This window comes from Streptomyces sp. NPDC002640 (assembly GCF_053592575.1).
The window spans coordinates 37,950-62,623 of sequence record NZ_JBSFVZ010000016.1 but is presented as its reverse complement, the minus strand read 5'-3'; the positions used below and the strand labels follow the sequence as shown (position 1 = coordinate 62,623).

Sequence of the window (24,674 nt, the reverse complement as noted above, 5' to 3'; positions counted from 1 at the left end):
GGCGCGGGTCAGGAGGCGGTGGGAAGGCCGTACGCGTCGGCGACGAGCTCGTACGAGCGGACGCGGACCTCGGGCCCGTGGGCGTTGGCCGTGAGCATCAGCTCGTCCGCCCCGGTGCGCTTCTGGAGCGCGTCCAGCCCCTCCCGCACCTGCTCCCCCGTGCCGTGCACGACGTTCGCGTTCCACGAGTCCACGAAGTGCCGCTCCGCCTCGGTCCAGGGGTAGGCCTCCGCCTCCTCCGGGGTGGGGACCAGCCCGGGCCGCCCGGAGCGGAGCCGGAGCATGTTCAGCGCGGCGGCCCTGACCTGGCGCCGCGCCTCCTGCTCGGTGTCCGCGGCCAGCGCCGCGACGCCGATCAGCGCGTACGGGGCGTCCAGCACCGCGGACGGCCGGAACGACTCCCGGTACAGGTCCAGCGCCGGGATCGTGTTCTGCGCCGAGAAGTGGTGGGCGAAGGCGAAGGGCAGCCCCAGCGCGCCCGCGAGCCGCGCGGAGAAGCCGGAGGACCCGAGCAGCCACACCGGCGGCCGGTGCGCCGACTGGACGCCGCCCGCCGCGGACGCCTGCACCGGCCCCGGCACGGCGTGGATCCGCGCGTACGGGTGGCCGTCGGGGAAGTCGTCGTCGAGGAAGCGGAGCAGTTCGGCGAGCTGCTGGGGGAAGTCGTCGGCGCCCTCGTTCAGCCGGTCCGTGCGCCGCAGCGCCGCGGCGGTGGCGCCGTCGGTGCCGGGGGCGCGGCCGAGGCCGAGGTCCACCCGGCCCGGTGCCATGGCCTCCAGCGTGCCGAACTGCTCGGCGATCACCAGCGGGGCGTGGTTGGGCAGCATCACGCCGCCGGAGCCCAGCCGGATCCGTTCGGTCTGCGCGGCCAGGTAGGCGAGGATCACCGCCGGCGAGCTGGAGGCGACGCCCGGCATGGAGTGGTGCTCGGCCACCCAGTAGCGGTGGAATCCGCGCGACTCGGCGAGCCGCGCGATCCGCGCGGAGGTGGTCAGCGCGTCGCTCGAGGTGTACCCGGCGCCGACGGTGACCAGGTCGAGCACCGAAACGGGGACCGGGGCGCCGCCCTGCGCCGTTCCGCGGATGTCGTCTGCCTGCTGGGTCACCCTCGTACTCCCTCTTTCTCCACAACGCCGTGCGGTGGGCGACAACGCGGCGGGGCGGTGGCCTATTCCGCCACCGCCCCGCCGCGTGCCCCTCGGCAGGGCGTCAGAGCACCGCGCCGAGGAACTCCCGGGTGCGCTCGTGCGTGGGGTCCTCGAAGATCCGCTCCGGCGGGCCGGACTCGATGACCCGGCCGCCGTCGAACATCAGCACGTCGTCGGAGATGTCCCGCGCGAAGTTCATCTCGTGGGTGACGCAGAGCATGGTGATGTCGGTGGAGTGGGCGATGTCACGCAGCACGTCCAGCACGCCGGCCACCAGCTCGGGGTCGAGCGCCGAGGTCACCTCGTCGAGCAGCAGCACCTGCGGCCGCATGGCGAGGGCGCGGGCGATGGCGACCCGCTGCTGCTGGCCGCCGGAGAGCTGGGAGGGGTGGACGTCGCACTTGTCGGCGAGCCCGACCAGGTCCAGCAGTTCGCGGGCCCGCGCCTCGGCCTCGTCCCTGGACAGGCCCAGCACGGTCACCGGCGCCTCGGTGACGTTCCGCAGCACCTTCATGTTGGGGAAGAGGTTGAACTGCTGGAACACCATGCCGATGTTCTTGCGGACCTCGGCGACCTCCCGGCGCTTGGCCGGGTACAGCCGTCTGCCGTCGACCGTGACGGTGCCCTCGTCGGGCTTGGTCAGGGTCATCAGCATCCGCAGGATGGTGGTCTTGCCGGAGCCGGAGGGGCCGATCAGCGTGACGTGCTTGCCGGCCTCCACGGAGAAGTCGAGCTGGTCCAGGACCGTGTTCTCGCCGAACCGCTTGCTCACCTTGTCGAACCGGATCAGTTCGCCGGCGGGCGGCGTGGTGGCCTGGGTCTCGGGGGTGGGAAGGGTGTCAGACAAGGCGTCGCTCCAGGGATCGCAGGAGAAGGGAGGCGAGGTAGGAGATGACGATGAAGGCCACGCCGATCACCGTCACCGGCTCGGTGAACTCGAAGTGGTGCTGCGAGAAGAGCCGCGCCTCGCCGAGCATCTCCAGGACGGTGACGGTCATCAGCAGCGGCGTGTCCTTGAGCATCGAGATCACGTAGTTGCCCAGCGCGGGCACCACCCGCCGCACGGCCTGCGGCAGGATCACCGCGGTCCAGGTGCGCCGCAGCGGCAGGTTGAGCGCCTTGGCGGCCTCCCACTGGCCGGCCGGCACGCCTTCGATGCCGGCCCGGTAGACCTGCATCGTGTACGTGGAGTAGTGCAGGCCGAGGCCGATGACGCCCATGGTGAGCGCCGAGAAGGTCAGGCCCCACTCCGGCAGCACGTAGAAGAGGAAGAAGAGCTGCACCAGCAGTGGCGTGTTCCGGACGAACTCGGTGAACACGCCGACGGGCCAGCGCACCCAGCGGGTCGGCACCCGCATCAGCAGGGTCCACACCAGGCCGAGGGTGAAGGAGAGCAGGGAGCCCAGCACCAGCGCCTGCAGGGTGACCAGCAGGCCGTCCCAGAAGTGCGGCATGAACTCCGCGACGGCGTTCCAGTCCCAGTTCACGCGGCAGCACCCGCCTTCGCGTCGGCGGTCGCCTCAGGTGTGGCGGTCCTCACGACCTTGCCGGTGCGGACCTTGAGGTTGCGCTCCAGCCCGCGCATCAGGCGGGTGAGCAGGAAGGCGAGGACGAAGTAGATGAGCAGGATGTACGTGTAGATCTCGGTGCTCTCCTGAAGCGCCAGCCGGATCAGGTTGCCGCTGAACGCCAGGTCGCCCATGCCCATGATCGACACCAGGGCGGTGCCCTTGAGCAGCTCGACCAGGAGGTTGGAGAACGGCGGGATCATCTCGGGCACGGCCTGCGGGAGCAGGATCAGCCGCATCCGCTGCCAGGGCGTGAGGCTGAGGGCGATGCCCGCCTCGCGCTGGGCCTGCGGCACGGCGGCGATCGCGCCGCGCACCACCTCGGCACCGTACGCGCCGTAGGTCAGGCCGAGGGCGAGGGTGCCGGCCCAGAGCGGGACCAGCTGCCAGCCGAAGGCGGTGGGCATCACGAAGAAGACCCAGAACATCATGATCAGCGCGGAGGTGCCGCGGAACACCTCGGTGTAGAGGCCCGCGAGGAAGCGGACGATCCACAGCCGGTGGGTGCGGGCGATGCCCGCCACGAAGGCGACGGCGGTGGCCAGGACGGCGCTGAGCACCAGCAGCTGGACGGTGATCCACACACCGTTCAGCACCAGTTCCCAGAGCCCTGAGGTCATCGAGCTGTTCATCGGGCGCACAGCTCCTTCGCGGTCAGGTCGGTCATCTCCGACTCGGTGAACCCGAAGGGCCGCAGCACGCGGAGCAGCTCGCCGCTCTTCTTCATCTTGCGCAGTTCGGCGTTGAAGGCGTCGCGCAGCCGCGTCTCGGTGGGGCGGAAGGCGAAGGCGCCGCCGTCGATCCGGGGCTTGCCGTCCACGATCGGCGCGAACGGCTCGGTGGCCTCGGCCTTGGCGGACTTCTTGACCACCTCGCGGGTGGTGACGGCGGTGCCCGCGAACACGTCGGCGCGTCCGGACTCGACGGCGTTCAGTCCGGCCACCTGGTCGGGCACGATCAGGATCTCGCTCTGCGGGATGCCGGCCTCGACCGCGTACTCGATCTCGGCGTAGCCGGTCCCGGTGGCGAACCTGGCCTTCTTCTCCACGACGTCCCGGTAGTTCCGCAGCCCCATCGGGTTGCCCTTGCGGACGACGAACGAGTCGAGCATCTGGTAGTCGGGATCGGCGAAGATCACCTGCGCGCAGCGTTCCTTGTTGACGTACATGCCGGCGGCGACGACGTCGAACTGCTGCGAGTTGAGGCCGGGGATGAGGGAGCCGAACTCGGTCGGCACCGGCTGGACCGAGGCGACACCCAGCCGCTTGAAGATCACCCGGGCGAGCTCGGGCGCCTCCCCGGTGAGGTTTCCGTCCTTGTCGATGTAGCCGAAGGGTATTTCGCCGGCTATGCCGACCCGCACCACGCCCAGCGCGCGCAGCCGTTCCAGCAGGTCACCGCCGTCCTTGGAGTCCTCGGTGGGGACCCGGCTGCAGGCGGAGACACCGACGACGGCGGCCGTGGCGGCCCCCGCGGCCAGCACGCTCCGCCGGGTGAGTGGTCTTTCCTTCTTGAAGGGAGGTGAAGACATGGCCGCGCGCCTACCCGAGCTTCGATGGCCTAATCCGATCGGTTTCCCGGGCCGTGCTGGGTACCCGGACAGGGCCGCGACGGCGGTGACGGTGCACGTGAAGGTGACGGAGAGGCTGGACATGACCGCACTCGGATTCATCTACCCGGGCCATTCGGCCGAGGACGACTACCCCCGCATCGAGCAGCTCCTCGGCAGCGACATCCGGGTCGACGTGGTCCACACCGAGCTCGGCGAGGACGTGCGGCGGGTCGATGTCCTGCGGGCGACCGGCGCGCCGGGGCCGCTCTCGGACGCCTGCGAGCAGCTGCGGCTGTCGGGGGCGGAGTCGCTGGTCTGGGTCAACACGGCCGGCAGCTTCGTCGACGGCTGGGAGGCCTCGCGGGAGCAGGTCCGGTCGCTGGCGGTGGCGGCGGGGATGCCCGCCTCCTCGGCGTCCTTCGCCTTCGCCCACGCGGTGCGGGAGATCGGTGCGCGCCGGGTGGCGGTCGCGGCGACCTATCCGGAGGACGTGGCCGAGCTCTTCGTGCGCTTCCTGGAGGAGGGCACCGGGGTGGAGGTCACCTCGGTGCACGGGGCGGGCGCGGCCACCGCCGCCGAGGTGGCCGCCTGGGGCCCGGACCGGGTGCACGAGCTGGTGCTGGCGGCCGACCGTCCGGACGCGGAGGCCGTACTGGTTCCGGACAGCGCGCTGCACACCGTCTCCTCGCTGCCGGCGCTGGAGGCGGCGGTGGGCAAGCCGGTGCTCACCGCGAACCAGGTGTCGGCCTGGGAGGCGCTGCGCCTCACGGACCGCCGGGTGAACGCCCCGGAGCTGGGCGCGCTCTTCACCCGGGAGCCGCTGGTCCAGGTCTGATTCCGCGGTCCGAGCCGGGTCCGCGCCGCGCGGTCGGACCCCGGTCCGAGCCGCGGTCAAAAGTCCGTCTCTGCCCGGTCCGCACGTCGTCTTCAAGCCTTCCGCAAGAAGTGGTGCGTGCCTGCGACATATGCCACCTGCGCAAGCACGCCCGGTGGCGTTCCCGTGGGCCGGAAGGCCCTGTCCGGATCGCGTCGCCCCGGTATCGTGAGGCTGTCGATCGACCGGATCAACGGCCCGAACACGCTGGCGCAGGGGGAAACCGTGGCGCTGAACGAACCGGCCGAGTCGCACCATTCGGTCCAGGAGGCCCTACGGGTCCTGGACGTGGTGGCGCGGCACCCCGCCGGAATCACCGACGCAGAACTGGGCCGCCAGCTCGGCCTCCGCACGCGGCGCCCGACCACGCTGCTGCGGATGCTCCGGCGCGAGGGCTACGTTCTGCGCCTCCCGGACGGCGCCTACGCCGTCGGGGACACCTTCACGCGCCTGACCTCGGCCGACGGGCGCGAGCAGGCGCTGCGCGAGAAGCTCCAGCACACCCTCGACCGGCTGCGGCAGGACGTCGGGGCGGCGGTCTACCTCAGCCGGTACGTCGACGGCGAGGTGAGCGTCACCCAGTACGCCGCCGGTCCGGAGGCCCCGGCGGTGAACGAGTGGGTGGACTTCCGCTCGGCCGCGCACGCCAGCGCCGTCGGCAAGAGCCTGCTGCGGCAGCTGGACGGCGACGGCCGCCGCGACCACCTCTCCCGCCACCGGATGCCGCGGCTGACCTCGCGCACCATCACCAGCGAGCAGCTGCTCCTGTCCCACCTGGAGGCCCAGCCGCCGACCTCGCCGGTGCTGGACATCCAGGAGTACGCGGTGGGCACGGTCTGCGCGGCGGTGCCGCTCTCCACGGGCGGGCGGGTCAGCAGTCTGGCCCTGTCCATGCCGGTGAGCCAGGCGCACCGGCTCCGGCTGGCCGCCGACCGGCTGCACCGGGAGGCCGCGCCGGTGCTGCTGTCGATGTCCATCGCGTCCTGACGTCGCCCGTTCGGGCCCCGGCGCCGCCTGTCGGCCGCGGGGCCCGGGTCCCGGCCCGCGGAAAACCTGGTCACGAGCACCCCCGAGGACCAGGTAGTATTTTCTTCGTCGCCGGCCGCAGAACGCGGACGGCGGGAGTCACGCGCCGCTAGCTCAGTTGGTTAGAGCAGCTGACTCTTAATCAGCGGGTCCGGGGTTCGAGTCCCTGGCGGCGCACAGATGAAGGGCCCCTCGCCGAGGCGAGGGGCCCTTCGGCGTGCGCGGCCCGATCAGAAGGTGACGTCCGAGCAGGCGTAGAACGCGTTGGCGGTGTCGGCGACGGTCCAGACCGCGACGATCATGTGCCGGCCGCTGAGGCCACCGGGCAGCGTGCCGCTGTGCGAGAGCGTCTGCGGCGGCTGCTGGTTGTTGTAAGGCACCGTGAGGAACGGCGTCAGGTTCAGGGCCGACCGGGTCAGCGGTGCGTTCTGGTTCCAGCCGGGCTTGGTGATGTAGTAGCGGAAGTCGCTCGTGGAGTGGCGCGCGGTGAACTGCCACCGGAAGGTGTAGCTCTGTCCCGCGGTGACCTTGGTCGCCGGCCAGGCGGCGCCCGACGGCGTCTTCGGCTGGTCGAGCTGGTTGAAGGTCCCGTGGCCCGCCGAGCAGATGTCGCCGTCGGCGGGGCCCGCGGCCGGGAAGCCCTTCGGGCCCTCGACGCTCTGCGGCTCCCACTGGATGTTGCCGCAGTTCGTCACGGTGCCGTTCTGACAGAGCTTCTGCCGGCTGATCGGCAGGTCCGTGTAGCCGTGGCCGTTGGCGCCGCCGGTCGAGAGCACCATGACTCCCGCGGTGGCCAGGCCGACCGAGGCCGCGTACATCTTTGTCCTTTTGCGCATGCCGACGCTCCCTGAGGGGTGGGGGTCCGTTGCTGAGCCGAGTCGTGCGAGAAGGTCTAGACCAAGTTCCACGCTAGAAGCGGAACCTGAACATGTCCATACCAATCTCGGCCGCTCTCGGAAAGCTCGGTGGATCCTCCAACTCCCGTCGCTACGGCGTCGGTTCACTCCGTCCGGCGCAGAACGCGACGGTCAGGTCCTTCACCAGCACCTTTCGCTCGTAGTCGTCGAGCTCCACCAGGCCGCGCAGGGTCAGGCGGTTCACGGTGTCCTCCACCGAGTCGACGACCGCGCTGAGCACCCCGGCCCGCTGCCGCGCGTCCAGCGCCGCGATCCGCCGCCGCTGCATCACCGCGGCGACCTCGGGGGCGTACTCGACGCGGATCGGTCGCACCGCGAAGACCTCCAGGCCCACCGCCCGGGCGTCGGCGGCGACCTGGGCGGTCAGCGCCTCCTCCAGGCCCGGCTCCTCCGCCTCCGTCCCCGCGCGTTCGTCGGCCGGCTCCATCGGCGGGTCGACGGGGACGCGGGCCAGCGCCGCCTCCACGCAGCGGCGCAGGTACTCCTCGTGGTCCGCCACCGCGTGCACCGCCCGCGCGGTGTCCTTGACCCGCCACACCACCAGCGTCCGCACCCGCAGCGCGACGCCGTGGGGGTCGTGCGCGCACAGCGGCTCGCTGCGCCAGTGCCTCAGCCGGACGTCGACCCGGCGGCGCAGCAGCAGGGGGTTGACCCAGAGCAGGCCGGTGCGGCGGACGGTGCCGCGGTAGCGGCCGTACATGCCCAGCACCCAGGCGCAGCCGGTGTTGCCGCGGGCCAGTCCGCCGAAGCCGAACAGGCCGAGCGCCACGGAACCCGTGTACGCGGCCCACTGGGTGAGGCCGAGCCCGGTCCCGCCGCCCGCCACGGCCGGCAGTCCGGCGATCTCCAGGGCGGCCGGGGGCACCACGCCGGTCCACCAGGTGGTGAGCGCGCCGCCCGCGACCCCCACCGCGCCGGCCAGCGCCCCGAGGGCGCCGGGCAGGGCGCGGCCGGGCCGCTCCTCCAGCGCCGGGTCGACGTCGGAGGCGACCGCGGGCACCGGGGTCGGACGGCGCCGGCCCGTGCGGGGCGGGCGCTGCGGGCCGATGGCGCGGTTGGCGCCGGTGGCGCCGGTGGCCGTGTCGGCGGGGGCGCCGGGGCGGGGGCGGGGGCCAACGCTGTTGCCGCTGCCGGTTCCGGTGCCGGTGCCGCCACCGGCGCCGGTTCCGGTTCCGGTGACGCCCACGGTGGTGGTCTCGACGCGGGCGAACACGGCGGGGGTCGTGCCGGTGGCGGGGTCGTCGCGGAAGAGGAGGTGGACGGGGATCTCGGTGGTCGCCTCGTTCTGGATCAGCCGCGCCTGCGGCCGCGGGGCCGGGGCGTACTGCGGGGCGGAAGCGGGCTGTGCGGTGTGGATGCTGTGCGCGGGGTGCGTGCTGTGCGCGGTGTCGGCGGTGTGCGCGGCCGGGAGGGTCGCGGGTGCCGCGGGCGGCGGTCCGGCGGGGAGGGCGGGGGCGCCGCCCTGGGGGGACGGACGGGCCGCGGGGTCGGGTTCGGGTCCCGTGGCGGGGATCTCGTCGGTGGTCGCTGTCATGCCAGTTGCCCCTCGTGTCGCTGCTGCGTCGTCTGCGTCGGGTGCGTCGTCTGCGTCGGGTGGTGCGTCTGCGGGCCGGGCGCGGGGGTTCCGGTGCGTCCGGTTCAGGAGAAGAGCCGGCGCCAGGTCTCCGGGCCGGGGTAGCCGTCGGCCGCGCCGCCGCGCCAGCCCTGGGCGCGCTGGAACGCCTGCACCGCCCTGCGGTCGGCGTCCGTCCACTCGGGGCCCGGACCGGCGGGGTAGTGGCGGCCGTACCCCTTCCTCACCAACTGCCGCCCCAGCTGGGTGATGTACGCGTTGCTCGCGCCCGGGCGGAACGCGGCCCGGCCCGGATAGCCGGTGACACCGTGCGAGGAGGGCGTCCCCTCGGGCGGGATGTCGTGGCCGCCGCCGGTGACGAGCAGCCGCCAGGTGTGCGGGCCGGGAACGCCGTCCGCCTGCGGGCCGGTCCAGCCCTGGGCGCGCTGGAACGCCTGGGTGGCCCGGCGGTCGGCGTCGCTCCAGCGCGAGCCCGGGCCGTCGGGGTAGAAGCGGGCGCCGCCGCGTTCGGTGAGCATCCGGCCGAGGCGGGTGACGTGGGCGTTGCCGGCGCCGGGGCCGAAGGAGGCGCGCCCGGGGAACGCGGCGGACCGCCCGGCACCGTCGCCGGGAACGGGCTCCCCCGCGCCGCCGGGGGCGAGGGCCCGGTAGCGGTAGGGGACGTAACGGTCGCCGTCCTCCGGGTACGGATACGCGAGCACCCGGCGCACGGCGTGCGGGCGGGTCTGCTCGTAGGCGACGTAACGGGTGTGGGTGTAGTCCGTCCAGCCGCCGAAGATCACGACATGCGAGCCGTTCTCCGGGTCCGCGGGGTCGTGGTGGAGCAGGATGTCGCCGGGGCGCAGGTCGTCCTTCGGGATCCGCTCGGCGAAGGCGTCGAGGGTGCCGGTCCAGGCGTTCTCCGGCAGGTTCCAGGCCATCGCGACGAACCCGGAGCAGTCCTGGCGGTAGCCGTCGCTCCAGTTCCGTGTCATGTCGTACGGCACGCCCGCGTCGGTCCACCGCCGCGCCCGTTCGAGGATCTCCCCGCGCGACACCACCCGCAGCGGCGCCGTCCCGCCGCCCGCCTGTCCCGCGCCGGAGCGTTCGGCCTGGCGGCCCACCGGCGCGGGCGCCGCCTCGGGGCCCTCCTGGGCCGCGGGGGCGACGGCCGCCACCGCCGGGGCCGCGCCCATCGCCGTGGCCGCCGCGGCGGTGACCGTGACCACGCGGGCCCCGGCCGGGTGCCGGGCCGCGGCGCCTCCCGCGCTCCCCGGCATCACCCGCCGCCAGTGCACGCACCCTGCGCAGTCGCACGTCCCGGCGGGGTCGAACTCCTCGAAGGCCGGTTCCGTCATGCGATCTGCCTCACATTTCGTAGGGAAATGTCCGCGCTCGTGTACGTTCGCCAGTCTCGCAACCCCGGGCGCGCGCCGCATGTTGACGGTCCGAATGATGTACGCGGCCACCCTGCGGGACGAAAGGGGCAGGTGGGGTGGTCGGGAGCACCCCGCCGCGTGGGGTAGAGTTTTCTTCGTCAGCAGGCGCCGCTAGCTCAGTTGGTTAGAGCAGCTGACTCTTAATCAGCGGGTCCGGGGTTCGAGTCCCTGGCGGCGCACGACAAGGCCCTCGCGCGAGCGAGGGCCTTTTTGCTGTCCGCGCGACGGCGACGGCAACCGCGACCACGACGGCGACCGCGACCGTCACCGCCAGGCACTCCCCGGGAGGGGGAGCCCGCCGCCGCCAGGGGGCGCACAACGGTCCCACATGCCCCACCCTCACCCCTGACCGCCCCATTGTGCTCGTATGACCGGTTACGACCGCGTTTCGCATCTTGCGATCATGCTCAAAACCGTAGAACCCTGGACACAAGTCGCCGCGGAAACGCGGCGGTTGGGGGAGGCGCGGCGCACGGTTGCCGCCGCGGCGGGGGTGGGGCCCCGTACGGACCGGACGCCTGGGGGGCGTCCAGCAGCCGGCCAGGGGGAGGACACGACGTAACGGACACGCGCCGCGGCATCGCCGTGGCGCGTGCGGGGGGATGACTTCATGACGTCGACGCCGAAAGGCGCCGCGCAGGACTTCGGCGCGTCCAGCAACGCATCGCCGCGCAGAGCCGCGGTGCCGCACCACGGGGCGCCGGCCGCCGGCCACACCCCGGCGACCGGCACGACGACCACGACCGGTGTCTTCCGCCGGCTGCGGCGGACCCTGCCGGTCTACGACTACGAGCACTACAGCCGGCTGGCCGGGCCGCTCACCCGCCCGGATCCGCGGCAGCCGTACCGGGTCCGTTACCGCTCGCTGCTCTCCCAGGAGCCGCACCGGGTGCGGGTCTCCCTGATGCTGCTCGCGGCCCCGCTGGTGTCGGTGGGCCTGCTGGTCTGGCTGCTCCAGCCGTCGCACTGGACCGAGCGGGACTACCCGACGTACGACTTCCTGCCGGCGCTGGACGTCGTGATGCTGGTGTCGATCGGGCTGATCGAGCTGTTCCGCTGCGCCAACGTGCTCTCCAACGCGCACGCCACCCTGGTCGCCCGGGACCCGGTCCCGGTGGTGCCGGAGGCCGGGACCCGGGTGGCCTTCCTGACCTCCTTCGTGCCCGGCAAGGAGCCGCTGGCGATGGTGACCAGGACCCTGGAGGCGGCCGTCCGGATCCGCCACCGGGGCGTGATGCACGTCTGGCTGCTCGACGAGGGAGACGACCCCGAGGTCAAGGAGGTCTGCGCGCGGCTGGGCGTGCGGCACTTCTCCCGCAAGGGCGTCGAGAGGTGGAACACGGCCAAGGGACCGCACCGCGCGAGGACCAAGCACGGCAACTACAACGCGTGGCTGGACGCGCACGGCGACGCCTACGACTTCTTCGCCTCGGTCGACACCGACCACGTGCCGCTGCCGAACTACCTGGAGCGGATGCTCGGCTTCTTCCGCGACCCGGACGTCGGCTTCGTGATCGGCCCGCAGGTGTACGGCAACTACGACACCTTCGTCACCAAGGCCGCCGAGTCGCAGCAGTTCCTCTTCCACGCGCTGATCCAGCGCGCGGGCAACCGGTACGGCGCGCCGATGTTCGTCGGCACCTCCAACGCGGTGCGGATCTCGGCGCTGCGGCAGATCGGCGGGCTGTACGACTCGATCACCGAGGACATGGCGACCGGGTTCGAGATCCACCGGCACCGCAATCCGGCCACCGGGCGCAAGTGGCGGTCGGTGTACACGCCGGACGTGCTCGCGGTCGGTGAGGGGCCGAACTCCTGGACCGACTTCTTCACCCAGCAGCTCCGCTGGTCGCGCGGCACCTACGAGACGATCCTCAAGCAGTACTGGAAGGGCTTCTGGTCGCTGCCGCCCGGCAAGCTCTTCAACTACACGATGATGATCATCTTCTATCCGATCTCCGCGCTGAACTGGATCCTGGCGGCGCTGAGCTGCGCGTTGTTCATGGGGCTGGGCGCGTCGGGCGTGAACATCGACCCGGTCGTCTGGCTGATGCTGTACGGCAACGCGTCGGCGCTGCAGATCGGGCTGTACGTGTGGAACCGGCGGCACAACGTCTCGCCGCACGAGCCGGAGGGGTCGGGCGGCGTCGCGGGCATGGTGATGTCCGCGCTGTCGGCGCCGGTGTACGCGCGGTCGCTGCTGGACGCGGTGCTGCGGCGCCGGAGCCGGTTCGTGGTGACGCCCAAGGGCGACTCGGCGAGTCCGGACACGTTGCTCGGGACGTTCCGCATCCACCTGTTCTTCGTCACGGTCTTCGGCGCGGCCATCGGTGTCGGCTTCTGGCAGGGGCACGCCCACCCGGCGATGGTGGTCTGGGCGTCCCTGGCGCTGCTGATCACCGCGCTGCCCGTCGTGGTGTGGCGCCTCACGCTGCGGGCGGAGCGGCGCCGGCTCACCGCGCCGCGGCCCGCTCCGGCGCCGGCTCCGGCCGTGGCGGCGACCACCGCGGTCCGGGTCACGCCGCCGCACGGCACGCCGGCCTGGTCCGCGACCCGGCCGCCGATCGGCTCCGGCGCGCACGCGCGACCGATGCCGGCGCCGGTCCCCGCGCCGGTCCCTGCGCCGGTCCCGGCCGCCGTCGGCGCGTCCCCGTCCATGCCCGCCCAGGCCACGGCACCCCCGTCGGCCTGGCCGGACCGTGAGGCGGACGGCGCCCCGTCCGGGCACCGCCGCCCGAGCTGGGCCGCCGACCCCTGCGAGACCCTGGCCCTCGCGCTGCCCCGCGACGCCCGCCGCGCCCCGTCGGCATCCGCCGACGCCGCGGCGACCGCCGCCCGGGCCGCCGGGGCGGAGCCGGCCGACGCGGCACCCGCCGACGCCGGGCCGGCGGACGATCGGCCCGCGGCGGCGGACGCGGCCGTGGACGCGGCCGTGGAGGCCCGGGAGGGCCGGGGGGAGGGAACGCGGGGATGACGCCGAGCGGGCCCAACCCCTCGCGGCGCAGATGGCGCCGCATCGCCGTGGTGACGGCCGTGGTGCTGGCCCTGGCCGGCGCCAACGGCCCCTGGCTCTACCGTTTCGGCTCCGAGAAGTACCACGCGTACCGGATCGACCGGCCGGAGTACAAGGCGCGCAACGGCCGCTGGGAGATCGTGGAGTTCCCGGAGGGGTACCGGCAGAACACCATCCACGCCGCCCTCCTGCGCACCGGCAAGGTGCTGCTGGTCGCCGGCTCGGGCAACAACCAGAAGAACTTCGACGCGAAACGCTTCGACACCCGCGTCTGGGACCCGGTGAAGGGGACGGTCAAAAAGGTCCCCACCCCCAGCGACCTGTTCTGTACCGGCCACACCCAGCTCGCCGACGGCAACCTGCTGATCGCGGGCGGCACCCGGCGCTACGAGAAGCTGAAGGGTGACGTCACCAAGGCGGGCGGCCTGATGGTGGTGCACAACGAGAATCCCGACAAGCCGATGACCATCGCGGCGGGCACCCGCTTCACCGGCAGGAAGAACGGCAAGACCTTCGTCGCCCAGGACGCGGTGCTGGTCCCGCGCGCCAGGAAGCGGTTCGACCCGGAGACGGGCAGGTTCCTCGGCAACGACGCCGGGCTGGGCCGCGTGTACGTCGAGGCGGAACAGCGCGGCGCCCGCCACGAGACCGGCGCCGAGGACAACTACCGCGTCCAGGGTCTGCGGGGCGCGGACGCCCGCAACACCTACGGCATCGCGCAGAAGCTGGCGTTGGACAAGAAGGACTTCCAGGGGATCCGCGACGCCTACGAGTTCGACCCGGTGGCCGAGCGGTACGTCAAGGTCGACCCGATGAAGGAGGCCCGCTGGTACCCGACGCTCACCACGCTCTCCGACGGGAAGGTCCTCTCCGTGTCGGGCCTGGACGAGGTCGGGCAGCTCGTGCCCGGGAAGAACGAGGTGTACGACCCCGCGACGCGGTCGTGGGAGTACACGGAGAAGGAGCGTCGGTTCCCCACCTATCCGGCGCTGTTCCTGATGCAGAACGGCAAGGTCTTCTACTCGGGTTCCAACGCCGGGTACGGCCCCGCCGACCAGGGCCGCGACCCGGGAGTGTGGGACGTGCGGACCAACAGGTTCACCAAGGTGCCGGGGATGAGCCACCCGGACCGGCTCGAGACCTCGGGGACGGTGCTGCTGCCGCCCGCGCAGGACGAGAAGTACCTGGTCATCGGCGGCGGAGGGGTCGGCGAGTCGCGGGCGTCCACCAGGAGGACGCGGCTGGTGGACCTGAAGGCGGAGAACCCGCGGTTCACCGACGGGCCCTCGCTCGGCCGCGGCACCCGCTACCCGCAGTCCTCGATCCTGCCGGACGACACCGTGCTCGTCTCCGGCGGCTCGGAGGACTACCGGGGACGGTCGGGCTCCGACATCCTCGAGGCCCGTCTCTACGACCCGGACAGCAACAGCTTCCGCCGGGTCGCCGACCCGCTGGTGGGCCGGAACTACCACGCGGGCTCGATCCTGCTGCCGGACGGGCGGGTGATGTTCTTCGGCTCCGACCCGCTCTTCGCCGACCCGGCCAACTCGAAACCGGGGGTGTTCGAGCAGCGCATCGAGATCTACACGCCCCCGTACCTGTACCGGGGCGAGCGGCCGGTGGTGGAGGACGGCCCGGACACCCTCCGGCGGGGCGGCACGGCGGCCTTCCGTTCCCCGGACGCCGCACGCCTCCGGACGGCACGGCTGATCCGGCCCAGCGCCTCCACGCACGTCACGGACGTGGACCAGCGGTCGATCGCGCTGGAGCTGGAGAGGACGGCCGGCGGTGTGGAGGTGACCGTGCCGGAGAACCGGAACCTGGTGCAGCCGGGGTGGTACATGCTGTTCCTCACCGACCGGGACGGGGTGCCTGCGACCGCCCGGTGGGTGAAGGTCCCCTGAGGCCGGACCGGGGCCGGACCGGGGCCGGACGGCGGAGGGGCGGGCCCGGGTCGCGGGACCGCCCCTCCGCCGTGCCGTCACCCGGAGGCCCGGGCCAGCTCCAGCGCGTACTCCGGCCACCACTCGCCGGCCTTGGGGCCGCCCTTGCAGGTCCCGTCCGACTCGCCGGGCCGCTTGGCCCAGACGTAGGCGTCGACCAGCGGGTCCGCCGTCCTCGTGGTCGGTGTCTCGCCCAGGGCGCGGCCCGGCGGGTTGCACCAGCGCTCCCCGGGGTCGCCCTCCTGGTAGGCGCCGTTGCCGTTGCGGCTGGTGTCGACGACGAAGTGCTTGCCGCCGGTCTTCTCGGAGAGCGCCTTGCCGTAGGCGATGGAGTCCTCGGTGGAGTAGAAGTTGGAGACGTTGACCGCGAAGCCGTCGGCCTTCTCCACCCCGGCCCGCCGGAGCGGTTCCCAGATCTGCTCGGGTCGGCCCCAGCCCGCGTTGCCCGCGTCCAGGTACACCTGGGTGTTCTTCAGTTCCTTCAGCCGGCCCACCGCCTCGTCGAGCAGCGCGTACCGCTCCTCGTGGAACTCGGCGGGCGTGCACCCGTCGACCAGGTGGAGCACGGCGTCGGGCTCCAGGACGACGGTGGCCGGACGGTCCCCGATGCCGCGGATCACGCCGTCCAGCCACGCCCGGTAGGCGTTGCCGTCGGGGGCGCCGCCGCCGGAGTAGTTGCCGCAGTCGCGGTGCGGGATGTTGTAGAGCACCAGCAGGGCCCTGCGGTCGGCCTCGACCGCGGCCTCGGTGAGCGCGCGGGCCTCGCTCTCGGGTGTGTCCGTGCCGATCCACTCCCCCACCGGCTGTCGCGCTATCCGCCGGATCGCCTCGGCCTCGGCCTCCCGGCCCTCCCTCTCGTAGGCCTGGACCTGACGGGCCGCGTTGCCGTTCGGGTTGACCCAGAACGGCGCGCCCGGCGCGGCGGCCGCCCCCCGCTCCTGCGGCGGCTGCCGCTCCTCGTCGCCGTCGCCGTCGTCGCCGGAGCAGGCCGCGGCCGTCAGCAGCAGCGTCGCGCCGAGCGCCGCCGCGCAGAACCGTCTTCCTGCCCGGGCTCGCCTGATGGCGTCCATGCTCTTCCCCCCTGGTGTCCCCCCTGGGCGCACTGTCGTTCTCATTCTCAGTCCTGACATTTCAGTTGTCACCCACGCGAATCCAACGCAGGGCGCCAAGACGGAAGTTCCGGATCATCACTCGTCCGAACCGGTGAGATAGGCGGAGATCACCACATTGGCCGTGTAGGCCCGCGCCGTCCCGTCCCATGCCCCGGCACAGGTCACCAGCCGCAGTTCGGCGCGGCCGGGTCTGCGCGGGCCGTAGGCGAGACGGGCGTCGAAGCGGTCGCGGTCCAGGGTCCACACGTCCTCGACGGTGAACCGGGCCGCCCGGCCGTCGCTCCGGTGGACCCGGATCTCGGCGCCGGGCCGCAGTTCGCCGAGCCGGTGGAAGACGGCCGCGCCGCTCGCGGTGTCCAGGTGGCCCGCCAGCAGGGCAGGGCCCGCGGCTCCGGGGGCGGGGCCGCGCTGCCACCAGCCCACCGCGCCCGCCATCTCCGGCGGCGGCGTCCCGGGGGCGCCCGAGGCGTCGAGCGGCCGGGCCACCACGGGCGCGCCGAGCTCCAGCGAGGGGACGGCGATCCGCACCGGCGGGGACGGCGGCAGGGGCCGCCGGGCGGCCGGCAGGCGGACACCGGGTCCGGGCGCCGCGGAGGCCGCCGTGCCCGCCCCGTCCCGGCTCCGGGCGGCGGGCGGCGCCAGGTCGACGTCCGTGAGCTCGGCCGCCCAGGTCAGGGTGGCGCCGAGGAGCAGCGTCCAGGCCAGGGCGGGCAGCAGTCGTCCGCGGCGCACGGTCACCGTTGCCTCGCACGTCGCCTCCGCGCGGTCCGCGGCACCAGCACCACCACGGCCGCGGCGACCCCGGCCAGCACCAGTCCGGTCACCGTCTGGGCGGCACCGGGCGCGGCGGCGTCCGCCTCCGCCTCGGCCTCGGCGCGGGCCAGGCCGCCGCCGCCGGCCGGGACGGGGGCGGTCGGCGTGGCGGGCGGGCTGCCTCTGTCGGCGCGGGAGCCGGCCACCGTCATCCCAATGCGGCGTTCGGGCACGCCGTCGCACCGCACCCGCACCGGGTAGGGGCCCGGCCGCGCGCCGGACCGCACGCGGGTCTCGCCGCTGAGCCTGCCGTCGGCCCCGGTACCGGTGAGCCTGGCCTCCGCCACGAAGGCGTCGGACGCGGCGGTGCCGGTACGGCCGTCGCAGCCGTTCACCGTCACCCGGACGTCGTCGCCGGGGCGCGGCGCGGTCGGCGCCACGTCCACGGCCCTGTCACCCTCCTCCGCGAAGGTGCCGCCGGCCACCGGGGTGAGCGCGACGGCCACCGCGGCGCCCGCACAGCTGAGCGTCGTACGTAGTGCACCCATCACGAACCTCCCGTTACCAGGAGACTCCCCCGGGCTCCGCCGTCCTCATCGGGACCGTGCCGGGTATGCCACGAACGAACGTGCGCGCGCCGCCCGTTCGGAGCAGCGCGCGCGGTTCGGGCCACCGCGGGCCCCGCCCTGCCGGGCGTCAGACCAGGTCGACGATGTCGGCGATCGACTCGACGACCTCCGACGGGCGGAACGGGTAGTTCTCCACCTGGGCCTTGCCGGTCGACCCGGTGAGCACCAGGTAGGTGCGCATCCCGGCCTCCATGCCGGCCAGCACGTCGGTGTCCATCCGGTCGCCGATCATGGCGGAGCTCTCCGAGTGCGCGCCGAGCCGGTTGAGGCCGGTGCGCATCATCAGCGGGTTGGGCTTGCCCGCGAAGTACGGCTGCTTGCCGGTGGCCCGGGTGATGAGCGCGGCCACCGATCCGGTGGCGGGCAGCGGGCCCTCGGTGGAGGGGCCGGTCTCGTCCGGGTTGGTGGCGATGAACCGGGCGCCGGCGTTGATCAGCCGGACGGCCTTGGTCATCGCCTCGAAGGAGTAGGTGCGGGTCTCGCCGAGGACCACGTAGTCGGGGTCGTGGTCGGTCAGGACGTAGCCGATGTCGTGCAGCGCGGTGGTCAGGCCCGCCTCGCCGATGGCGTACGCCGTGCCGCCGGGGCGCTGGTCGTCCAGGAACTGGGCCGTCGCCAGGGCGGAGGTCCAGATGTTCTCCACCGGCACGTCCAGGCCCATCCGGCGGAGCCTGGCCTGCAGGTCGCGGGGGGTGTAGATCGAGTTGTTGGTCAGGACCAGGAAGGGGCGGTCCTTGTCCTTCAGGCGCTTGATGAACTCCTCCGCGCCGGGGATCGGCACGCCCTCGTGGATGAGGACGCCGTCCATGTCGGTGAGCCATGACTCGATGGGCTTCCGCTCGGACATCCACAGCCTCCTGAACCTCTACTGCCACCTGGCGCTCACCCTATGCGCCCCGGGCCCGGGGCCAGGGCCCACCTCCCGGTTTTCCTCCGCCTCCCGGCCGGACCGCCTCGTCACTCGGCGCGGCGGCGGCGCCTCACGTGGCGGACGGTCCAGGCCCCCGCCGCGGCGAAGGCCGCCGCCGTGGCCGCGGTGACGGGGCGCCAGGGGAACGGGTCGTCCTGGGCCGCGGCGGGGCCGGCGGCGCCGCGGACGGGGGCGTCGGCGGGGCGGATGCGGAACCGGTACGGGTCCTGCGACCTCCCGACCCACTCCCCGTCGGCGCCGCCCGCGCCGGCCCGCCGCACCACCACCGCCTCCGCCGTGACCTCGTTCGCCGCCGCGTCGGGTGCGACCGACAGCAGCACCCGTACCCGGACCGTGCCGCCCGCGGGGACCGTGAAGCCGTCGAAGTCCCCCTTGCGCCCGCGCCGTTCCTCGCCGAACACGCCCACCAGTTCGGCCCGGTCCGTGCCCTCGAAGTCGACCGCACGCGGCCGCTCCCCGTCGAAGAAGAACAGCGCCGCCTGGGAGGGCAGCAGCGACCGCCGCTCGTCGGTGAGCACCACCACCGGGTGCAGCCCGGCGCAGGCCCGCGCGGACCGGTTCGTCAGCTCCAGCACCCACGCCTCGGGCACTCCGCCCGCCCGGAAGGCGTCCGGTCCCCGCAGCCGCGCCACCACCGGGAACCCCCGCCGCCCCTTTCCCACCCCCTCGCACCTCCGCTCCCGCGCCGACGGCGCCGACGGCACGGACTCCGCGGGCCGCGCGAACCGCCCGGGCGGCACGGCCACCCCGGGCCGCGCGGACCGCTCGGCCGGCGCGGACCGCTCGGGCGGGGCCGCCGGGGCCCACCCGGCCGCCGGCGCCACCACCGCCGCGGCGAGGACCACGGCGGCCGCGCCCCGTCGACACCGTCGCAGGCACCGTCGCATGTCCCGAGAACTTCCCCGGGCCTCGCCCGCGTCCCCCGACACGCCGTCACACCACCCGAACGGACGTACGGAACCCCCCGCCCGGACCAGCGCCGGAACCTCTCGTGCCAGAGTGGTCGTATGACTACTGCACCGCTGCGCGTGGCCCTGATCGGTTACGGTCTGGCCGGGTCCGTGTTCCACGCGCCGATGATCGCCGCCGCCGAGGGCCTGGTCCTCGACACCGTGGTCACCTCCAATCCCGAGCGCGCCGCCCAGGCCCGCGGCGAGTACCCCGACGTGCGGATCGCCGCCTCGGCCGACGAGCTGTGGCCGCGGGCCGACGAGCTGGACCTGGTCGTCGTCGCCTCCCCGAACCGCACGCACGTCCCGCTGGCCACCGAGGCCCTGCGTCGGGGCCTGCACGTGGTGGTGGACAAGCCGGTCGCCGGCACCGCCGCCGAGGCCCGCGAGCTGGCCGCGCTGGCCGAGGAGCGGGGCCTGCTGCTCTCCGTGTTCCAGAACCGCCGCTGGGACGGCGACTTCCTCACCCTGCGCAAGCTGCTGGACGAGGGCGCGCTCGGCGAGGTCCAGCGGTTCGAGTCCCGTTTCGAGCGCTGGCGTCCGCAGCCGAAGGGCGGCTGGCGCGAGTCCGCCGACCCGGCGGACCTCGGCGGCCTCCTGTACGACCTCGGCAGCCACATCGTCGACCAGGCGCTGCACCTCTTCGGTCCGGCCGTGGCCGTCTACGCGGAGGTCGACACCCGGCGTCCCGCCGCGACGATCGACGACGACGTGTTCATCGCCGTCACGCACGCGAACGGCGTCCGCTCCCACCTGTACGCCTCGGCGACCACCGCCCAGCTCGGCCCCCGCTTCCGGGTGCTCGGCTCCAGGGCGGGCTACGTGAAGTACGGGCTGGACCCGCAGGAGAACGCCCTGCGCGAGGGCTTGCGTCCGGCCTCGGAGGGCGAGCGCTGGGGGCAGGAGCCCGAGGACATGTGGGGCGCGGTCGGCGCGGGCGAGTCCCCGCTGACCGGCGGCGGGCAGCCGGTGCCCACGCTGGCCGGTGACTACCCGTCGTACTACCGGGCGGTGGCCGCGGCGGTGACGGGCGGCGGGGCGAACCCGGTGACAGCGCTGGAGGCGGCGGACGCGCTGGCGGTGCTGGAGGCGGCCGCGCGGTCCGCGCGGGACGGGGGGACGGTGAAGCCGGCATGAGCAGGGTGATTCCCGAGATCTCCCCGACCGTCGAGGAGCTCGAGGCGCAGGAGCGGCGGCTGGTGCTGCCGCGGTTCGGCAACGAGGACGCCTGGGAGCTGGGTTCGCTGCTGGTGGCGTTGGCGCGGGAGCGGCAGGCGCCGGTCGCGATCGACATCCACCGGGCGGGGCAGCAGTTGTTCCACGCCGCGCTGGAGGGGTCCGCGCCGGAGAACGACGCGTGGATCGACCGGAAGCGGCGGGTGGTGATGCGGTACGGGCACGCGTCCTTCCTGGTCGGCACGCGGTTCCGGGCGAAGGGGCGGAGCTTCGAGGAGTCCTCGCGGCTGGACCCCGACCGCTACGCGGCGCACGGCGGGTCGTTCCCCCTCCGGGTCGACGGGGTCGGCGTCGTCGGCGCGGTGACGGTGTCCGGGCTTCCCCAGGCGGAGGACCACGCGCTGGTGGTCGAGGCCCTGGAGCGCTTCCTGGGCCTCGCCACGGACTGACCGCACCCGCTTGCTGGGTGTGGTGTGTGTCCTGTGTCAGGTCGGGTGGGGCTGGGCCTGGCCGGTGGGGGCGACGGGGCAGAGGGGCGGGGCCTGGCCGCGGGTCGTCTGGGCGTCGCCCAGGGTGACCGCGGCGGTCAGGACCATGCCCGCCGCCGCGGCCGCCGCGGCGGTGACCACGGCCGACCATCGCCGCCACCGGAGCTCCGCCGCGACCGCGTTCGGTGTCTCCGCCGCCGCGTACGGTGCCCCGACCGCGGCCCGCGGGCCCGGTTCGCCCCGCGCCGCGGAGTGGGCGTCGGGCCCGGCCTCTGCGGCGGTCACCGGCGCGGAGTGGGCCCCGGGCTCGGTCCCTGGTGCGGACCGGTGCTCGGGCTGGTGTGGCGTCACGGATCGGGCGTCGGCCCCTGCCGGGTCCCCAGGGGCGGGCTCGACCCGCGCCACGGGGCGGGGCTGGGGCTCGGCCCCTGCGGAGTGCCGACGTTCAGGTCCGGCCCCTGCCGCGTCGCGGCCTGCGGGCCCGGGCTCGGCCGGCGGCGATGACCGGGGGCCGGGTTCGCCCCCGGGCGCGGAGTGGGCGTCGGCCCCTGCGGCGGAGCGGCGTTCAGGCTCGACCCCCACCACGGGCCACGGTTCCGCCGCCGTCCCGTACCGAAGCGCGGGCTCGGCCCCCGACACTGATCGGGAGCCGTGCTCGACCCCTGCCGCGGTATGCGGCTCCGGCAGCGCGGGGACCCCGGCCCCAGGCTCCGGCTCGACGCCCGCAGGGAACCGGGCCCCGGGCTCGGCCCCCGATGCGAACCGGGGGTCGGGTGCCCTCAGGGCCCCGGGGCGGGCCTCGGCCCCCGCCGCGGGGCGACGTTCAGCATCGGCCCCGGCCGCGGCGCAAGGCTCCGGATCAGCCGCCCCGTACCGAGGCTCGGGCACAGCCCCGTGCACAGGCTCAGCCGCCGCCCCGGGCCGAGGCTGGAGCCCGGTCCCGCGCGGAGGCTGAGGCACCGCCCCGGGCCGGGGCTCGGGCACCGCCCCGCCGGGCAGAGGCTCCGGCGCGGCCCCGCCGGGCCACGGCTCAGCCACCGCCCCGCCGGGCAGACGCTCGGGCACACCCCCGCCGGGCCACGGATCAGACGGAGCCACACCGGGCGGAGGCCCGGGCTCCGCCCCCGTGGTGTGCAGGCGCCGCAGCGCCGCGGTGGTGTCGGGAACGCCCCGTGCGGTCGCGTGCAGTTCCAGCGCCTCGGTCAGCTCGCTCTCGCGCCGGCCGAGCACCTCGTGCAGCGCGCGGATCACGTCCGGCCGGGCCACCGTCGGCCGGGTCCGGTGCAGGTAGCGGCAGAGCATCTCCTGGCTGGTCCTGACCCCCCGCTCCCCCAGCCGCCGCGCCAGCGAGGACTGCGTGGCGCGACCGGGGTCCTCCTGCCACCAACTCCGCAGCAGCGCCGCCAGCTTCAGTCGCGCCTCGGCACCGCCCTCCGTCAACTCCCCGCGCCCCCGCCCCCGGCCCCGGCCCAAGTCCCCACGCATATTGATGCGCCTCCCCCACGGCTCCCTGCATCGCCGCTGGTCGGCCGCGTGCATGGGAACCGGTTTGTGCATGAATCAACTGACCCGCCGGAAGTATAGAACTCGCCGGAATTGCCGGGGCAGTGTTGAGACGTCCAAGCCACCCGGTCGAGCGTCATCGGCCGGGGAAACCACCGTCGCCCCGCGATCCACGACGCGACCACGACGGCAGTCGAAAGGACCCGCATCCGTGCGCAACGCCACCGAGCAGCTCGCCCCGGCCACCGAGGCCGCCCCGTCCCGCACGCCGGCCCGTCGCCGCAAGGGAGCCGTGGCCGCTCTCCTCGCCACGGCCCTGGCCGGCGGCCTGATGGCCTTCTCCCCGGTCGCCTCCGCCGCCCCGGCCGCGGCCGACTCCGTCACCTCGTCGTCCCGGCCCGGTGACCGCCTCAGCGACCGCGAGGCGGACCGCGTTCTCGACCGCGCGGGCGTGCGCCGCGTCTCGCCCGGCGACTGCCGCAATCCCAACCGTTCGCGCTGCACCAGCTACGACGGCATCCAGGAGGACACCGTCCGCGGCCTGGTGCGGCTGAAGCGCGACAGCCGCTGCCAGGTGGTCGTGGTCAACGGCACCGAGGTGGGCAACGACCGCTTCGGCCGGGGCCGGTACACCCACGCCAACGGCCACAAGGTCGACCTGCGCGAGAACCGCTGCCTGATCCGCTACATCCGCGACACCGCGGACCGCGTCCGCGGGGCGCGCGGCGACATCGTCTACCGCGACAGCTTCCGGGGCCGTCCGTACGTCCAGTACGACCTCGAGCGCGGTGTCCTGGACGTCACCTACTTCTGACGTCCGCCGAACGGCAGGCGCCCGGACCCGACCCGGGTACGGCTCCCCGCCCGGGCGCCTGCTCCGCACCTCCGTTCCACGTCTCCATGCCCACGTCACCCGGCGGTTCCCTGGCGGCCGCCGGGTGACGTGTGCCTGGGCCCCCGCGGCCCGCGCGCCGTGACGCTGCCGACACCGTGCCCCGCTCCCCCCGCCGCGTCGGACCCCGGCGCTACCGTGAGGACATGCGCCCCGACATGCCTGCAGAGAACGCCGTCGACCACACCGAAGAAGCCGCCCGCCTGGAGCGCGCCGCCGGTCTCTACCCGGAGGACGCCGAAGCGCTGCTGCTGCGTGCCGCCGCGCACCACGAGCTGGCCGGGGACCGGTCCGCGGCCACCGCCCTCTACGACCGGCTGCTCGTCCGGCCCGCCGCCCTGGACGACCCGCACCTGGTGCGCGCCCTGAAGGCGTCCAACCTGTGGCGGTACGACCACGTCGCGGAGGCCAGGGCGATCATCGACGGCGTGCGCGCGGCGACGCCGCGGACGCCGGAGCCGTGGGTGATCGTCGCGGAGGCCCTCGAGTCCCACGACGAACTGGCCGCCGCCGAGGAGACGTTCACCGAGGGGGCCCGGCTGCTGATCGGGGACGCGCAGGAGCCCTCGTCCGCCACCCGCCCGCTGCTCTACGGCCGGCACCGGGTGCGCCGCATGCTGGGCGTGGACCACGACGCCTGGGACGCGCTGGCCGACCGCCTGCACGACGGCTCGTCCGCGGTCCGCCTGGACGAGCTCCACGACCCCAAGCGGGTCTGGTCCCTCGGCTCCTCCGACCCCGGCGAGCTCGCCGCAGAGATCGCCAGGCTCCGTGCCGAACTGGGCGCGTTCCGCCGTGAGATCTCGCGCCCGTTCCCCGTCGCCGTGCTCCACTGGCCCGAGCAGGAGCTGAACGAACTCCTCGCCGCCTACCCGGAGTTGTCGGCGGAGTACCCGTCGCACGCCGCGCACGTGGCCTCCATAGAGGAGAGCCTCAGGGAACTCGCCGCGTCCGGCACGCCCAACCTGGGCATCGTCTCCGGCACCGTCCCCTCCTACGAGGCCTTCGCCGCCTCCGAGCAGGGCACCCCCGGCGACGCCACGCTCCTCCCCCAGTACGCCACCACGCTGGCCGCCCGCGGCCGCGCCCTCCCCTGGCCCCCGGAACCGACCGCCCCCTGCTGGTGCGGCTCCGCCCGCCCGTACGGGGAGTGCCACGGGCCGAAGTCGTAACCGAACCTCAACACTCACAGGACTGTCACACAATAT

General features: G+C 74.1%; 22 protein-coding genes and 2 tRNA genes. 10 read left to right on the top strand and 14 right to left on the bottom strand.

The window, feature by feature from the left end; translation table 11 throughout:
* Window positions 1–8 precede the first annotated feature (8 nt).
* The 5 genes from ACWD3O_RS21205 to ehuB all read right to left on the bottom strand — a co-directional run bounded on the left by ACWD3O_RS21205 (window position 9) and on the right by ehuB (window position 4,247).
* Window positions 9–1,106, bottom strand: coding sequence for an LLM class flavin-dependent oxidoreductase (locus ACWD3O_RS21205; protein ID WP_451416940.1), 1,098 nt, complete (start codon window positions 1,104–1,106; stop codon window positions 9–11).
* A gap of 103 nt (window positions 1,107–1,209) precedes the next feature.
* Window positions 1,210–1,995, bottom strand: coding sequence for an ectoine/hydroxyectoine ABC transporter ATP-binding protein EhuA (gene ehuA / locus ACWD3O_RS21200; RefSeq protein ID WP_451416939.1), 786 nt, complete (start codon window positions 1,993–1,995; stop codon window positions 1,210–1,212).
* Window positions 1,988–2,635 (bottom strand): ectoine/hydroxyectoine ABC transporter permease subunit EhuD, encoded by a 648-nt coding sequence (gene ehuD / locus ACWD3O_RS21195; RefSeq protein WP_451411139.1) that lies wholly within the window; start codon window positions 2,633–2,635, stop codon window positions 1,988–1,990. Before ehuD ends, ehuA begins: the two co-directional genes overlap by 8 nt.
* Window positions 2,632–3,336 (bottom strand): ectoine/hydroxyectoine ABC transporter permease subunit EhuC, encoded by a 705-nt coding sequence (ehuC, locus tag ACWD3O_RS21190; RefSeq protein ID WP_451411265.1) that lies wholly within the window; start codon window positions 3,334–3,336, stop codon window positions 2,632–2,634. The genes ehuD and ehuC overlap by 4 nt, the downstream gene beginning before the upstream one ends.
* An 8-nt stretch (window positions 3,337–3,344) precedes the next feature.
* Window positions 3,345–4,247, bottom strand: a complete 903-nt coding sequence (gene ehuB, locus ACWD3O_RS21185; RefSeq protein ID WP_451416938.1) for an ectoine/hydroxyectoine ABC transporter substrate-binding protein EhuB — start codon at window positions 4,245–4,247, stop codon at window positions 3,345–3,347.
* 121 nt (window positions 4,248–4,368) lie between these two features.
* Here ehuB and ACWD3O_RS21180 point away from each other — a divergent pair, with 121 nt between their 5' ends.
* The 3 genes from ACWD3O_RS21180 to ACWD3O_RS21170 all read left to right on the top strand — a co-directional run bounded on the left by ACWD3O_RS21180 (window position 4,369) and on the right by ACWD3O_RS21170 (window position 6,345).
* The gene (locus ACWD3O_RS21180) at window positions 4,369–5,103 is read left to right on the top strand and encodes a maleate cis-trans isomerase family protein (RefSeq protein WP_451411141.1); all 735 of its coding nucleotides are present in this window, start codon (window positions 4,369–4,371) and stop codon (window positions 5,101–5,103) included.
* Between the two features lie 264 nt (window positions 5,104–5,367).
* The gene (locus ACWD3O_RS21175; RefSeq protein ID WP_451411266.1) at window positions 5,368–6,129 is read left to right on the top strand and encodes an IclR family transcriptional regulator; all 762 of its coding nucleotides are present in this window, start codon (window positions 5,368–5,370) and stop codon (window positions 6,127–6,129) included.
* A 142-nt stretch (window positions 6,130–6,271) separates the two neighbouring features.
* Window positions 6,272–6,345: transfer RNA gene (locus tag ACWD3O_RS21170), tRNA-Lys, on the top strand.
* A 53-nt stretch (window positions 6,346–6,398) separates the two neighbouring features.
* On the opposite strand, the gene ACWD3O_RS21165 is transcribed toward ACWD3O_RS21170, so the two are convergent.
* From ACWD3O_RS21165 to ACWD3O_RS21155, 3 genes are all read right to left on the bottom strand, one after another.
* A complete protein-coding gene (locus ACWD3O_RS21165) occupies window positions 6,399–7,004 on the bottom strand; it encodes a lytic polysaccharide monooxygenase auxiliary activity family 9 protein (RefSeq protein WP_451411142.1) in 606 nt (201 codons plus the stop codon).
* A gap of 151 nt (window positions 7,005–7,155) precedes the next feature.
* Window positions 7,156–8,619, bottom strand: a complete 1,464-nt coding sequence (locus ACWD3O_RS21160; protein ID WP_451416937.1) for an SPFH domain-containing protein — start codon at window positions 8,617–8,619, stop codon at window positions 7,156–7,158.
* A gap of 104 nt (window positions 8,620–8,723) precedes the next feature.
* Window positions 8,724–9,995, bottom strand: a complete 1,272-nt coding sequence (locus ACWD3O_RS21155) for a peptidoglycan-binding protein (RefSeq protein WP_451416936.1) — start codon at window positions 9,993–9,995, stop codon at window positions 8,724–8,726.
* 186 nt (window positions 9,996–10,181) lie between these two features.
* Between ACWD3O_RS21155 and ACWD3O_RS21150 the strand changes: the two genes are divergently transcribed.
* The 3 genes from ACWD3O_RS21150 to ACWD3O_RS21140 all read left to right on the top strand — a co-directional run bounded on the left by ACWD3O_RS21150 (window position 10,182) and on the right by ACWD3O_RS21140 (window position 14,993).
* Window positions 10,182–10,255 (top strand) — tRNA-Lys (locus ACWD3O_RS21150).
* A gap of 431 nt (window positions 10,256–10,686) precedes the next feature.
* Window positions 10,687–13,050 (top strand): glycosyltransferase family 2 protein, encoded by a 2,364-nt coding sequence (locus tag ACWD3O_RS21145; RefSeq protein ID WP_451416935.1) that lies wholly within the window; start codon window positions 10,687–10,689, stop codon window positions 13,048–13,050.
* Window positions 13,047–14,993, top strand: a complete 1,947-nt coding sequence (locus ACWD3O_RS21140) for a galactose oxidase-like domain-containing protein (protein WP_451416934.1) — start codon at window positions 13,047–13,049, stop codon at window positions 14,991–14,993. The genes ACWD3O_RS21145 and ACWD3O_RS21140 overlap by 4 nt, the downstream gene beginning before the upstream one ends.
* Before the next feature lie 77 nt (window positions 14,994–15,070).
* On the opposite strand, the gene ACWD3O_RS21135 is transcribed toward ACWD3O_RS21140, so the two are convergent.
* From ACWD3O_RS21135 to ACWD3O_RS21115, 5 genes are all read right to left on the bottom strand, one after another.
* A complete protein-coding gene (locus tag ACWD3O_RS21135; protein ID WP_451416933.1) occupies window positions 15,071–16,102 on the bottom strand; it encodes a glycoside hydrolase family 6 protein in 1,032 nt (343 codons plus the stop codon).
* A gap of 117 nt (window positions 16,103–16,219) precedes the next feature.
* Window positions 16,220–16,876 carry a class F sortase gene (locus tag ACWD3O_RS21130; protein ID WP_451416932.1) on the bottom strand — a complete coding sequence of 219 codons (657 nt, stop codon included), beginning with the start codon at window positions 16,874–16,876 and terminating at the stop codon, window positions 16,220–16,222.
* Window positions 16,877–16,878: 2 nt separating this feature from the next.
* On the bottom strand, window positions 16,879–17,445 hold the full coding sequence (locus ACWD3O_RS21125; protein ID WP_451416931.1) for a hypothetical protein: 567 nt from the start codon (window positions 17,443–17,445) through the stop codon (window positions 16,879–16,881).
* Between the two features lie 148 nt (window positions 17,446–17,593).
* On the bottom strand, window positions 17,594–18,373 hold the full coding sequence (locus ACWD3O_RS21120; RefSeq protein WP_451411150.1) for an HAD-IIA family hydrolase: 780 nt from the start codon (window positions 18,371–18,373) through the stop codon (window positions 17,594–17,596).
* Window positions 18,374–18,483: 110 nt separating this feature from the next.
* Entirely contained in the window at window positions 18,484–19,119 is a 636-nt protein-coding gene (locus ACWD3O_RS21115) for a hypothetical protein (protein ID WP_451416930.1), read from the bottom strand.
* A gap of 345 nt (window positions 19,120–19,464) precedes the next feature.
* Between ACWD3O_RS21115 and ACWD3O_RS21110 the strand changes: the two genes are divergently transcribed.
* The gene (locus ACWD3O_RS21110; protein WP_451411152.1) at window positions 19,465–20,544 is read left to right on the top strand and encodes a Gfo/Idh/MocA family oxidoreductase; all 1,080 of its coding nucleotides are present in this window, start codon (window positions 19,465–19,467) and stop codon (window positions 20,542–20,544) included.
* Window positions 20,541–21,032, top strand: a complete 492-nt coding sequence (locus ACWD3O_RS21105) for a heme-degrading domain-containing protein (protein WP_451411153.1) — start codon at window positions 20,541–20,543, stop codon at window positions 21,030–21,032. The genes ACWD3O_RS21110 and ACWD3O_RS21105 overlap by 4 nt, the downstream gene beginning before the upstream one ends.
* Before the next feature lie 36 nt (window positions 21,033–21,068).
* On the opposite strand, the gene ACWD3O_RS21100 is transcribed toward ACWD3O_RS21105, so the two are convergent.
* Window positions 21,069–21,356, bottom strand: coding sequence for a hypothetical protein (locus ACWD3O_RS21100; protein WP_451416929.1), 288 nt, complete (start codon window positions 21,354–21,356; stop codon window positions 21,069–21,071).
* A 1,429-nt stretch (window positions 21,357–22,785) separates the two neighbouring features.
* Between ACWD3O_RS21100 and ACWD3O_RS21095 the strand changes: the two genes are divergently transcribed.
* Together ACWD3O_RS21095 and ACWD3O_RS21090 are read left to right on the top strand one after the other, a co-directional pair.
* Entirely contained in the window at window positions 22,786–23,388 is a 603-nt protein-coding gene (locus tag ACWD3O_RS21095; protein ID WP_451411155.1) for a hypothetical protein, read from the top strand.
* A gap of 224 nt (window positions 23,389–23,612) precedes the next feature.
* Window positions 23,613–24,638: an SEC-C domain-containing protein gene (locus ACWD3O_RS21090; RefSeq protein ID WP_451416928.1), complete on the top strand. Its 1,026-nt coding sequence runs from the start codon at window positions 23,613–23,615 to the stop codon at window positions 24,636–24,638.
* Window positions 24,639–24,674 lie beyond the last annotated feature (36 nt).

Bases quoted from the DNA above. Each gene is read 5' to 3' on its own strand.
- ehuC (WP_451411265.1), bottom strand. From the start codon at position 3,336: ATGACCTCAGGGCTCTGGGAACTGGTGCTGAACGGTGTGTGGATCACC.
- ehuB (WP_451416938.1), bottom strand. From the start codon at position 4,247: ATGTCTTCACCTCCCTTCAAGAAGGAAAGACCACTCACCCGGCGGAGC.
- ACWD3O_RS21180 (WP_451411141.1), top strand. From the start codon at position 4,369: ATGACCGCACTCGGATTCATCTACCCGGGCCATTCGGCCGAGGACGAC.
- ACWD3O_RS21165 (WP_451411142.1), bottom strand. From the start codon at position 7,004: ATGCGCAAAAGGACAAAGATGTACGCGGCCTCGGTCGGCCTGGCCACC.
- ACWD3O_RS21160 (WP_451416937.1), bottom strand. From the start codon at position 8,619: ATGACAGCGACCACCGACGAGATCCCCGCCACGGGACCCGAACCCGAC.
- ACWD3O_RS21155 (WP_451416936.1), bottom strand. From the start codon at position 9,995: ATGACGGAACCGGCCTTCGAGGAGTTCGACCCCGCCGGGACGTGCGAC.
- ACWD3O_RS21145 (WP_451416935.1), top strand. From the start codon at position 10,687: ATGACGTCGACGCCGAAAGGCGCCGCGCAGGACTTCGGCGCGTCCAGC.
- ACWD3O_RS21140 (WP_451416934.1), top strand. From the start codon at position 13,047: ATGACGCCGAGCGGGCCCAACCCCTCGCGGCGCAGATGGCGCCGCATC.
- ACWD3O_RS21135 (WP_451416933.1), bottom strand. From the start codon at position 16,102: ATGGACGCCATCAGGCGAGCCCGGGCAGGAAGACGGTTCTGCGCGGCG.
- ACWD3O_RS21125 (WP_451416931.1), bottom strand. From the start codon at position 17,445: ATGGGTGCACTACGTACGACGCTCAGCTGTGCGGGCGCCGCGGTGGCC.
- ACWD3O_RS21120 (WP_451411150.1), bottom strand. From the start codon at position 18,373: ATGTCCGAGCGGAAGCCCATCGAGTCATGGCTCACCGACATGGACGGC.
- ACWD3O_RS21110 (WP_451411152.1), top strand. From the start codon at position 19,465: ATGACTACTGCACCGCTGCGCGTGGCCCTGATCGGTTACGGTCTGGCC.
- ACWD3O_RS21105 (WP_451411153.1), top strand. From the start codon at position 20,541: ATGAGCAGGGTGATTCCCGAGATCTCCCCGACCGTCGAGGAGCTCGAG.
- ACWD3O_RS21090 (WP_451416928.1), top strand. From the start codon at position 23,613: ATGCGCCCCGACATGCCTGCAGAGAACGCCGTCGACCACACCGAAGAA.